Origin of the sequence: Methylobacterium sp., from assembly GCF_028290105.1 — a bacterium.
Lineage (GTDB): Bacteria > Pseudomonadota > Alphaproteobacteria > Rhizobiales > Beijerinckiaceae > Methylobacterium.
On record NZ_JAQGKL010000280.1, the window covers coordinates 1 to 10,567 of the forward strand.

At 70.1% G+C, this 10,567-nt stretch carries 11 protein-coding genes and 1 pseudogene; 5 read left to right on the top strand and 7 right to left on the bottom strand.

What is annotated here, in order from left to right:
* Nucleotides 1–1,316, bottom strand: a 1,316-nt coding sequence (locus JWQ05_RS19160; RefSeq protein WP_299661997.1) for a dicarboxylate/amino acid:cation symporter, incomplete at its 3' end; no start/stop codon positions are given.
* A 225-nt stretch (nucleotides 1,317–1,541) separates the two neighbouring features.
* Between JWQ05_RS19160 and JWQ05_RS19165 the strand changes: the two genes are divergently transcribed.
* Nucleotides 1,542–2,471, top strand: coding sequence for a LysR family transcriptional regulator (locus tag JWQ05_RS19165; protein ID WP_299661999.1), 930 nt, complete (start codon nucleotides 1,542–1,544; stop codon nucleotides 2,469–2,471).
* Nucleotides 2,472–2,496: 25 nt separating this feature from the next.
* Here the strand turns inward: JWQ05_RS19165 and JWQ05_RS19170 are convergent, their stop codons facing one another.
* Together JWQ05_RS19170 and JWQ05_RS19175 are read right to left on the bottom strand one after the other, a co-directional pair.
* Nucleotides 2,497–2,964 carry an MEKHLA domain-containing protein gene (locus JWQ05_RS19170; protein WP_299662002.1) on the bottom strand — a complete coding sequence of 156 codons (468 nt, stop codon included), beginning with the start codon at nucleotides 2,962–2,964 and terminating at the stop codon, nucleotides 2,497–2,499.
* A 40-nt stretch (nucleotides 2,965–3,004) separates the two neighbouring features.
* Nucleotides 3,005–4,252, bottom strand: coding sequence for a lytic murein transglycosylase (locus JWQ05_RS19175; RefSeq protein ID WP_299662005.1), 1,248 nt, complete (start codon nucleotides 4,250–4,252; stop codon nucleotides 3,005–3,007).
* A gap of 230 nt (nucleotides 4,253–4,482) precedes the next feature.
* Between JWQ05_RS19175 and JWQ05_RS19180 the strand changes: the two genes are divergently transcribed.
* Nucleotides 4,483–4,713: a hypothetical protein gene (locus JWQ05_RS19180; protein ID WP_299662007.1), complete on the top strand. Its 231-nt coding sequence runs from the start codon at nucleotides 4,483–4,485 to the stop codon at nucleotides 4,711–4,713.
* A 14-nt stretch (nucleotides 4,714–4,727) separates the two neighbouring features.
* Here the strand turns inward: JWQ05_RS19180 and JWQ05_RS19185 are convergent, their stop codons facing one another.
* On the bottom strand, nucleotides 4,728–4,865 hold the full coding sequence (locus JWQ05_RS19185; protein WP_299662009.1) for a hypothetical protein: 138 nt from the start codon (nucleotides 4,863–4,865) through the stop codon (nucleotides 4,728–4,730).
* A gap of 298 nt (nucleotides 4,866–5,163) precedes the next feature.
* On the opposite strand from JWQ05_RS19185, the gene JWQ05_RS19190 reads away from it, so the two are divergent.
* On the top strand, nucleotides 5,164–5,961 hold the full coding sequence (locus JWQ05_RS19190) for a lytic transglycosylase domain-containing protein (RefSeq protein WP_299662012.1): 798 nt from the start codon (nucleotides 5,164–5,166) through the stop codon (nucleotides 5,959–5,961).
* A gap of 49 nt (nucleotides 5,962–6,010) precedes the next feature.
* Here the strand turns inward: JWQ05_RS19190 and JWQ05_RS19195 are convergent, their stop codons facing one another.
* The 3 genes from JWQ05_RS19195 to JWQ05_RS19205 form a co-directional block, all read right to left on the bottom strand.
* On the bottom strand, nucleotides 6,011–6,400 hold the full coding sequence (locus JWQ05_RS19195) for a hypothetical protein (protein WP_299662015.1): 390 nt from the start codon (nucleotides 6,398–6,400) through the stop codon (nucleotides 6,011–6,013).
* A 200-nt stretch (nucleotides 6,401–6,600) separates the two neighbouring features.
* Nucleotides 6,601–7,947 (bottom strand): L-serine ammonia-lyase, encoded by a 1,347-nt coding sequence (locus tag JWQ05_RS19200; RefSeq protein ID WP_299662018.1) that lies wholly within the window; start codon nucleotides 7,945–7,947, stop codon nucleotides 6,601–6,603.
* A gap of 151 nt (nucleotides 7,948–8,098) precedes the next feature.
* The gene (locus tag JWQ05_RS19205; protein ID WP_299662020.1) at nucleotides 8,099–8,521 is read right to left on the bottom strand and encodes a response regulator; all 423 of its coding nucleotides are present in this window, start codon (nucleotides 8,519–8,521) and stop codon (nucleotides 8,099–8,101) included.
* Between the two features lie 644 nt (nucleotides 8,522–9,165).
* Here JWQ05_RS19205 and sfnG point away from each other — a divergent pair.
* Both sfnG and JWQ05_RS19215 read left to right on the top strand, forming a co-directional pair.
* Nucleotides 9,166–10,281 carry a dimethylsulfone monooxygenase SfnG gene (sfnG, locus tag JWQ05_RS19210; protein WP_299662022.1) on the top strand — a complete coding sequence of 372 codons (1,116 nt, stop codon included), beginning with the start codon at nucleotides 9,166–9,168 and terminating at the stop codon, nucleotides 10,279–10,281.
* A gap of 32 nt (nucleotides 10,282–10,313) precedes the next feature.
* A pseudogene (locus JWQ05_RS19215) lies at nucleotides 10,314–10,567 on the top strand (SfnB family sulfur acquisition oxidoreductase); the annotation flags it as partial.

Below are 10,567 nucleotides of genomic sequence, written 5' to 3' on the forward strand. Positions count from 1 at the left end.
GCCTCGGAGGCGGTCTCGCCCGCGATCGGGTAATCCTCCACGAGGTCGCCCGCCAGCACCGCCCGCATGCGCGCCACGTCGAGTTCGCCCTCGAGTTTCGCCATGACCACCGTCGCCACCGCGTTGCCGATGATGTTCACCATGGCGCGGCCCTCGCTCATGAAGCGGTCGATGCCGAGGATCAGCGCCATGCCGGCGAGGGGAATCGTCGGGACCACCGAGAGCGTGCCGACCAGGGCGATGAAGCCCGCGCCGGTGATGCCGGAGGCGCCCTTCGAGGTCAGCATCGCCACGGCGAAGATCGCGGCCTGCTGCATCAGGCTGAGATCGGTGTTGGTGGCCTGGGCGACGAAGAGGGCGGCGAGGGTCATGTAGATGCAGGTGCCATCGGCGTTGAAGATGTAGCCGGTGGGCACCACGAGCCCGACCACGGGCTTCGAGCAGCCGAGATGCTGGAGCTTCTCCATCAGGGAGGGCAGGGCGGCGTCCGAGGAACTCGAACCCAATGTGATCAGCAGCTCCTCCTTGAGGTAGCGCAGGAGCTGGAACAGGCTGAAGCCGGCCCAGAGCGAAATCAGCCCGAGGACACCGACCACGAAGATCGCGCCCGTGAGATAGAAGGTGCCGATGAGGCCGGCGAGCTGGCCCAGCGAGCCGATGCCGAACTTGCCGATGGTGTAGGCCATCGCCCCGAAGGCGCCGAAGGGTGCGAAATGCATCAGCACGTTGATGACGCCGAAGACCCACTTGGCGGCGGCATCGACGAGGTCGCGCAAGGGGCGCCCCGCCTCGCCCATCTTCGACAGGACGATTCCGAACAGCACGGCGACGAAGACCACGGGCAGGATCTCGCCCTTGGTCAGCGCGTCGAAGACGGTGTTGGGAATGATGCCGAGGAGGAAGTCGACGGTGCCGTGCTCCTTGGCCTGACCGGCATAGCGGGTGACCGCGCTGGCATCGAGCTTGGTCGGATCGGCGTTGAAGCCGGCGCCGGGCTGGAGGATGTTTCCGACGGCGATGCCGATCAGGAGCGCCAGGGTGGAGACGATCTCGAAATAGAGCAGCGCCTTTCCGCCGAGCCGGCCCATCTTCTTCATGTCGCTCATGCCGCTGATGCCGGCGACCACCGTGCAGAAGATCACGAGGCCGATGATCATCTTGATCATCTTGATGAAGGCGTCGCCGAGCGGCTTCATCTCGATGGCGAGGCCCGGGCTGGCGTAGCCCAGGGCCACCCCGAGCGCGATGCCGGCCAGGACCTGGACGTAGAGGATTTTGTAGAACGGCCGTTTTCCGGCCTGCGCGGCGATCTGCATGGCGTCCCTCGTGCCCGACGCGTTGGGCCGTGGCGCGCGCGGCGCGCGTTCCGGCGAGGTCGGGTTCACCCGGCGAATGAACCTCAGGCGCGCCCGGGACGCCAATGCCGTTGCGGCATGAGGTGATGCCGGGGCGGCAAAGGGCCGGCCGGTTGACCCTGGCCGGAGGGCCTCGCATGCTCGATGGGAACGCGGCGACGACAGGTGTGAGCGAGCGAACGCACGATGGATTCCGCCTGGCTGGAGGATTTCCTGGCGCTGGTCGATGGCGGCCATTTCTCCCGGGCGGCCGAGCAGCGCGGCATCACCCAGCCGGCCTTCAGCCGCCGGGTCCGGGCCCTGGAGGAATGGGTCGGCAGCCCGCTCTTCGATCGCGACGGCCAGCCCGTGACCCTGACGGCGGCGGGCGTGCGCTTCCGTCCCGTGGCGGAGGAGACCCTGCGGCGGCTCTACCAGGGCCGCGAGGCGGCGCGCGAGGCGGGTCGCCACGCCGCCGAGACCCTGCGCTTTGCCGCGACCCAGGCCCTGTCGCTGACCTTCTTCCCGCCCTGGCTGCGGGCCCTGGAGGCGCGCGAGCCCCTGAGCGCCACGATCCACCTCACGGCGGCCCACATGGCGGCCTGCGAGGGCGTGATGCTGCGCGGCGAGGCGCAGTTCCTGCTCTGCCACCATCACCCGGCGGCCACGACCTTCATGACCTCGGACCAGTTCCGGGGGATCTGCGTGGGCACGGACCGGCTGCTGGCGGTGAGCGCCCCCGAACCCGGCGGGGCGGGGCCGCTGTTCCGCCTGTCAGGCCCGTCCGAAGCGCCAATCCCGCTCTTGGCCTTCAGCGGCGAATCCGGCCTCGGGCGCATCCTCGCGGCCACCCGCGCCCTTGAGGAGAGCGAGGCGCGGCTCATCCCGAGCTTCACCTCGCATCTCGCCTCGGTGCTGGTGGCCATGGCCCGGGACGGGCGCGGCCTCGCCTTCGCCCCGATGAGCCTCGTCGCCGACGATCTGGCGCGCGGCACCCTGGTGCGCGCAGGGCAGCCCGAGCGGGACATCGCCATCGAGATCCGCCTCTACCGCGCCCGCGCCCGCCAGAGCCCGCCGGCCGAGCGCCTGTGGGCGGCGGTGGCGGGCGGTGTCCGTCCCGACCCCGGCGACGATTGAGGCCGGGGCAGGGGCGCGCGCCTCGTCAGGCGTCCCGCCACGCGGCGAAGGTCGCGACCTGCCCCACCACCGAGCCGTCCGGACGGCGCAGCTGCCAGACCACGCCGTCCTCGATCCAGAAGCGGCGGCCCGACCTGGCGATCCGGATGCCCCGATAGCCGGTGGCGAAGCCGTCCCGGGCGACCGCGTCGAGGAGGCGCTGGCGCGCAGCCCGTTCCGGGGCCTCGGCGGACAGGCGCGAGGGCAGCCCGACGATCTCGTCCCAGGCGTATTCGAAGCAGGCCTGGGCCGTGCGGTTGGCGTAGGTGAAGCGCGGGTCGGCCCCGCCGTCATGGGCCAGCAGGGCGAAGGGCGCCTGCGCGTAGAGCCAGTCCGCATCGCGCGGGGCCAGCAATAGCGGCGCTCCGACGACGCGGGCGTGGCTGTCCACGAGGAGGCGGAAGAAGTCCGGATCCCGGGCGAGGCTGGCTTCCGGTGTCACATCGTCGGTCATGGCAGGCGCACCGTTCGGGAGAGCGGAGGACGGCCGCGTCTCACGGTCCGGCCTTGATGCGCTCGACCAGCGCCGCGTCCGCGTAGCCGTCCGGCGTCAGGCCCCGCGCGGCCTGATAGGCCCGCAGGGCCGCCCGCGTGCGCGGCCCGGGCTTGCCGTCGGCGGCCCCCGCCGGAAAACCGAGATCCGTGAGCCGGGCCTGCAGGCCCTTCAGCGCCTCCGCGCTGAGCATGGCATCGGCGCGCGGCCAGTCCCGCGCGAAGGCCGGAGCCCCGCGCAGACGGTCCGAGAGGTGGGCCACCGTCAGGGCATAGGCGAGCGCCGTGTTGTAGCGCAGGATCATCCGGAAGTTCGGCTGGAGCAGGAAGGCGGGCCCGCGCGCACCGGCCGGGACGATCAGGGTCGCCCGCGCGGCCTCGTCCGCCGGCGCATCGGTCGCCTCCACCCCGAGGGCGCGCCATTCGCCGAAGCTGCGCTCCGTGGTCTCGTCGGCGAGCCCATAGTCGAAGCCCTCGGCGAGGCGCGCCTCGCTGCCCCAGCGCTCGCCCGGGCGCCAGCCCATCGCCTTGAGGTAGTTCGCCGTGGAGGCGAGGGCATCGGGCACCGAGGTCCAGATGTCGCGCCGGCCGTCGCCGTCGAAATCCACCGCGTAGGCCTGGTAGACGGTGGGCATGAACTGGGTGTGGCCCATGGCGCCGGCCCAGGACCCGGTGAGGGGTTCGGCGGGCGGCTTGTCCTGGGCCAGGATCTCCAGGGCCGCCACCAGCTCGCCGCGCCAGTAGGGTGCGCGCGGCGTCGGATTGCAGGCGAGCGTCGCCAGGGAGCGCAGAACCGGACGCACGATCGTGGGATCGCCGAGAACGCTCCCATAGGTGGATTCGACGCCCCAGAACGCCACCAGGATGTGCCGGTCGACGCCGTAGCGCGCCTCGATCGCCGCAAGGGTCGGGGCCCAGTCCGCGAGCTTGGCACGCCCCTCGGCGATGCGCGCCTCGGTGAGGTTGGCGTCGAGATAGGACCAGATCGGCTTGACGAATTCCGCTTGGTTCTGCGTCGCCGCCACGACCTCCGGATCGGGCGGAAGGTCGGTCAGACGCGCCGCGATCGCCTCCGGGACCCCGCGCGTGCGCGCCTCGCGGGCGACCTCGCCGAGGCAGTCCGAGGCCGCCGGGAGGGTGGCTTGCGGGTTCTGCATCTCGGCCCGCGCCGGCCCCGCCGGAGCGAAGGCCGGGAGGCCGGCGGCGAGGAGGCCGGCGGCGAGGGAAAGGCGTCGGGCGCGGCACCGCATGCAGCTTGTCCTCCGTCCCCGGGATGGGGCAAGCGTCGCGCCCGGGTTCGGCCCAGGCGGACGACGCGCGACCCGATCCCTCGGCGAGATCCCTGGCCCCCGTCAACCAATCCTTGGGTTCCGGCGGCGTAACGCTCGCTCTGTTGCCGCGGGCACGAGCGACTGGCAGACCGGACCGGCATGAACATCGCACCCGATTCGACGAGATCCGATCGCGGGAAGACGTGCCGATGCTGGTCGCCCTGATCCTGTTCCTGGGCGGCATGGTCGTCGGCCTCTGGAGCCGCGTGATGCTGGCCTTCGGCCTCTCCGGCGTGGTGCTGGCCCTCTCGGTCCTGGCCTGGATGATCCGCGGCGAGGTCTCGCTGGTGGGCGTGCTGGTGCTGTTTGCGCATCTGGCCGCCCTGCAGGCGGGCTATCTCCTCGGCGCCTACCTGCAGGCGCGCGGCGCCCGCGCCTGAGCGGGGCGGCAGGGTCACCAGAACCAGATCGGCTCATGGCTGAGGGCGAGGATGGGCACCCACATCAGGAGCGCCGTCGCGCACAGGATGAGGACGAGGGACAATGCCGGGCGCTGGCTCAAACGCGCACGGAGTGTTTTGAACTGGGACATGCTTGCCGCGATCCGGGACGCTTGTTGACGTGTCCTGGGTTCGACTGCACGGCGCAGGCCGCCCCGGGGCCAAGCTGCGGCCGAGCTCTGTCGTCACGATGGGCGATGTTCGAATCCGTGCAGCGAAGACACGGTCGCCGAAGACTTGCGTGGAACGGGAGGCGGGAGCCCGAAGCAGGACCAAAATTGCCGCAAAGAGGCTCGACTTCACCCCACGTTTGTAGCCTTGGTCCGGCCAAGGGACAGACAATCGAGACGTGCGGCGGCGCGCGAGCGCGGTCTGCTGGGGAGTTTGGGAATGATCGGTAGTGGAAATCGGGCGCCGTGGTTCGCGGTGGCCTTCGCGGGCCTCCTCGGACTGACGGGCCGGGCCGATGCGGCGCAGTGCGGCAACACCGCGGCCGGGTTCGAGTCGTGGAAGCGCGAATTCTCCGAGGAGGCTCGGGGCCGGGCGAGCGCGGCGAGCCTCGCCGCGCTGATGGGCACGTCCTACTCGACGGCGACGATCTCGGCCGATCGCGGGCAGAAGAGCTTCAAGCTCTCCCTCGACCAGTTCCTGGCCAAGCGCGGCGGCACCACCATCGTGTCGCGCGGCCGGGCGCTGAAGGCGCAGAACGCGGCGCTCTTCGCCTCGATCGAGCAGCGCTACGGCGTGCCCCCCGGTCCCCTCCTGGCGATCTGGGGCATGGAGACGGGCTTCGGCGCGGTGAAGGGGAACGTGAACACCCTCTCGGCGGTGGCGACGCTCGCCTACGATTGCCGGCGCTCGGAATACTTCACGGACCAGCTCTACGCCGCCCTCACCCTGGTCGATCGCGGCGTCCTCAACGCCAACACCCGGGGCGCGGCCCACGGCGAGGTCGGCCACACGCAGTTCCTGCCCAAGAACGTCCTGAATTACGGCGTCGGCGGTAGCCTCGACAGCTCGGCCAACGCCCTGAACTCCACGGCGAACTTCCTGAAGGGCCATGGCTGGCGGGCCGGGGCCGGCTACCAGCCGGGCGAGCCGAACTTCGCGGCGATCCAGGGCTGGAACGCGGCGTCGGTCTATCAGCGCGCCATCGCGCTGCTGGGCCAGCGCATCGACGGACAATAGTCACCTCGCCGAGGGCCCCGATCCATCGGGGTCCTCGGAGGACGAGGCGCTACTGCGCGACGCCGGCCACGTCGTCGGTGCAGAGCATCAGGTCGGTCGCCCGGGCGACCAGGCCCGCCATGGCCCGCTCGTCGTCCGGCTCGCGAGGGCTGGCGGCCAACCGGGCGGCATCCTGCTTGAGGGTGCGGTTGCAGCCGCACGAGGGCAGGCCGCCATCCGGCGTGCAGGCATCGTGCTTGCGGCAGGCGGCGTCGAGGGCATCGACCGGCTCGACATCCATGCCGTCATTGCCCGGGCCGCAATAATGCCCGTGGACCAGCAGGGTGGGGCGTGGCGTCTGCGGCGCGGCCTCGTCGGTCTGGGCGGACGCGCCGCCGATGCCCGCCAGGCACAGGACGAGGCTGGCGGCGAGACGGGCTCGACGCGGAAAGTTGATCATGGCGCTGTCCTGATCTGAAGACGGCGGATCGGACCCGTGCTTGCATCCGCCGTCCGGGTGAGCCCCTCGGCCCACTCAATGCCGAGGGTCCCCGCACCGTTCCATGAAGGCGGACCACGTAACCGCGAGGTCGGCCGCGGATAGTCTGCGGTTCAGCTTGGAACAGACTTGGACAACCGTGTTGATCTCGCCCGCTGAGCTCAGCAGGCGGCGACGTTGACCGCGAGGCCACCGAGCGAGGTCTCCTTGTACTTGGCCTGCATGTCGTGCCCGGTCTGGCGCATGGTCTCGATGACTTCGTCGAGGCTGACGCGGTGGATGCCGTCGCCGCGCAGGGCCAGGGAGGCGGCCACCACCGCCTTGTTGGCCCCGAAGGCGTTGCGCTCGATGCAGGGCACCTGCACGAGGCCGCCGATGGGATCGCAGGTCATGCCGAGATGGTGCTCCATCGCGATCTCGGCGGCATTCTCGACCTGGGCCACGGTCCCGCCGAGGAAGGCCGCGAGCCCCGCCGCCGCCATCGCGGCGGCCGAGCCGACCTCACCCTGGCAGCCGACCTCGGCACCGGAGATCGACGCGTGGGTCTTGATCAGCCCCCCCACCGCCGCGGCGGTGAGCAGGAATTCGCGGGACCGCGCGTCCGACCAGTCGGGGCAGTAGTCGCGGGCATAGCGCAGGACCGCCGGGACGATGCCGGCCGCCCCGTTGGTGGGCGCCGTCACCACCCGGCCGCCGGAGGCGTTCTCCTCGTTGACGGCGAGCGCGTAGAGGCTGATCCAGTCGACGATCTCGTGCGCGGGCCGGGCGTTGAGCAGGCGCCCCGCCGTCAGGTCGTCGTGCAGGCGCTTGGCCCGGCGGCGCACCTTGAGGCCGCCGGGGAGTTCGCCGGTCTGCACCAGGCCCCGGTCGATGCAGGCGAACATCGCATCGCGGATGGCATCGAGCCCCGCCTCCACCGCTTCCGGCGAGCGGATGCCGCACTCGTTGGCGAACTGCACCTGCGCGATCGTCAGCCCGTCCTGGGCGCAGAGCGCGAGCAAGCCCGCCGCGCTCGCATAGGGCCGGGGACAGGCCGCCTCGGCGCCGGGCGCGGCCTCGGCCTCCGTCACCACGAAGCCGCCGCCCACGGAATAGTAGGTCTCGGTGTCGAGGATGGCGCCCGCGGCGTCGAGCGCCCGGAAGCGCAGGGCATTGGTGTGGAGGGGCAGCACGTCCGTGAAGTTGAAGGCGAGGTCCGCGCCCGGATCGAAGGCCGGGCCGCCAGGCGCCAGGCGCTTTCCAGTGACGAGGTCCGCCACGTATCCGGCCACCGCATCGGGATCGACGCTCTGCGGCTCGTGGCCGAGGAGCCCGAGGAAGATCGCCGCATCGGTGCCGTGCCCGCGCCCCGTCCATGCGAGCGAGCCGAAGATCTCGGCCTGGATCCGGGCGAGGCCGGGAAGGCGCAGCGTGCGGGCGCGGAACCGGCGCGCGGCGACCATCGGGCCGACGGTGTGGGAACTCGACGGGCCGATCCCGATCTTGAAGAGGTCGAAGGCGCTGATCATCGGGTTCCGCGTGTGGCTCGAGCCCGGCATCCGCGCACGAACCGCGCCAGGGACGACGGCGCGTGGGCATTGCCGCGGGCGCCGGGACCGCGTTCATACACCGCCGCACCGGCGGCGCGAATCCGTATTCCGGATGGGTCGGCCCGCGAATTCAGGCGGCGGCGCGGTCGAGGTCGCTCCGAGGGGCGGATGGCGCCAGCAGTGTTCCGACCAGGGCGACGATCTGATGCCCGTGATAGGGCGTGCGCAGGCAGAGCGCGCCCGGCACCAGCGCCTCGGGGTCCAGCAGGCGGGGCGAGCGGGCGGTGTAGACCACGCCCACTTCGGCATCGAGGCAGCGCGCCACCGTGGCCAGCGAGAGGCCGTCCACCGTGTCCCGCACGTCGGCATCGGTCACGAGCACGTCGACCCGGCGCGCGCCGGGCTGGGCCAGGAGCAGGCTCTCGACCTCACCGGCGGTGCGGGCGCCAATCACGTCGTAGCCCGACATCTCCAGGCAGCTCGTCGTGATGGAGCGAGTCAGCTCGTCTCCGGCGAGGAGGATCACGAGCGGTTGGCGGGACGCGGCCAGCATGACGATGTTCCTGGGTGAACCGATGTCGAGCGCTTCGGACTTCAAATGATCGATGACCGGCAAATGATCGATGATCAGAGCGTAGGAATCGACCGGTTAACGCGTCCTTAAACAACCGGTTTCGTCAGGCAATATCATTTCTCATCACAAGCTTCCAAGATCGATCATTTAGAGCAGATGCACACCTTATCAGCATCCGATTGCCCACAAAGAGTGCTGACGAGACAATGCCTGCAGGATTGATTGGATTTTGCGGGCGAATGCGCCCGAAACTCAGGCATTCTCCATGGTTCGCCGCTTTCATCGGCGGACGGGGAGCACGGGCGCGTGAATTCCGGGCAGATCGAGGAGCGCGCTCCGAGTGCCTCCGATCCCGGGTTCGGCCCGGACACACCAAACCTTCGGCGCCGGGTGCCGGCGGGAGAAGGGACTTTCCCGGACCTGCCGAAAAAAGCCGTTTGGTTCCTTTGACGCGGGCCGCCGTCCAAGCAATCCTGACAAACGAACACAGGATTGGAATAAAGACAGGATCAGCCCCGCGATAGACCGCGATCCGGCCTCGCCTGAACTTTGTATTCATTTCTCAAAATCGGCATCATGATGCGTCTGTCCTTGGCGCGTCATCCGAACATCTGGGTGTCATCATGGGCTTTCAACCGTCAACCCGCGACAGCGGCGATCCGATCCGGTTCGCCTATTGGGTGCCCAACGTCTCGGGCGGCCTCGTCATCAGCAAGGTCCCCCAGCGCACGAGCTGGGACGCGCCCTACAACCGCCGCCTCGCGCAGATCGCCGAGGAGGCCGGCTTCGACTACGCGCTGACGCAGATCCGCTTCACGGCGGGCTACGGGGCCGAGTACCAGCATGAATCCGTCGCCTTCAGCCACGCGCTGCTGGCCGCCACGAGCAAGCTCAAGGTCATCGCGGCACTCCTGCCCGGCCCCTGGAACCCGACGCTCGCGGCCAAGCAGATCGCCACGATCAGCCAGCTCACGGAGGGGCGCATCGCCGTCAACGTGGTCTCGGGCTGGTTCTCGGGCGAGTTCCGCGCCATCGGCGAGCCCTGGCTGGACCACGACGAGCGCTATCGCCGCTCGGAGGAATTCATCCGGTCGCTGCGCGGGATCTGGACCCAGGACGACTTCACCTTCCGGGGCGATTTCTACCGCTACAGCAACTACACCCTGAAGCCGAAGCCCGCCGATCCGCAGCCGGAGATCTTCCAGGGCGGCTCGTCTCAGGCGGCGCGGGACATGGCCGCGCGGGTGTCCGACTGGTACTTCACCAACGGCAACACGCCGGAGGGCATCAAGGCCCAGGTCGACGACATCCAGGAGAAGGCTCGGGCCAACGGGCATTCCGTCAAGGTCGGCGTCAACGCCTTCGTGATCGCGCGCGACACGGAGGATGAGGCCCGCGCCGTCCTGCAGGAGATCATAGACCACGCGGACCCCGACGCCGTGAAGGCCTTCGGCCACGAGGCGAAGAACGCCGGCAAGGCCTCGCCGGAGGGGGAGGGCAACTGGGCCAAATCCAGCTTCGAGGATCTCGTCCAGTACAACGACGGCTTCAAGACCAACCTGATCGGCACGCCCGACCAGATCGCCGAGCGCATCGTGGCGCTGAAGGATGTCGGGGTGGATCTGGCACTCCTCGCCTTCCTGCACTTCCAGGAGGAGGTCGCGTATTTCGGCGCGCACGTGATCCCGCGGGTGCGCGCCCTCGAGGAGGCGCGCCGCCAGCGGGCCGAGGCCGCCTGAGCCGATCCGCCGCCCTCACGCAGGAATTGCCCATGAACATCGCCGTCAGCGCCCAGGTGCTCGAATCCCATCGCCTGCCCGAGGGCGCCCCCGGTCCGGTGCGTTCGTCCGAGCCCGCCCATATCATCCGCGACGACGCGGAAGCTCTTCGCATCGCCACGCGCCTCGCGGCGGAGTTCCGGGTCGGGGCGTCCGAGCGCGACCGCACCGGGCGCCGGCCGCTGCCTGAACTCGACGCGTTCTCGCAGAGCGGCCTGTGGTCGATCAACGTGCCCCGGGCACACGG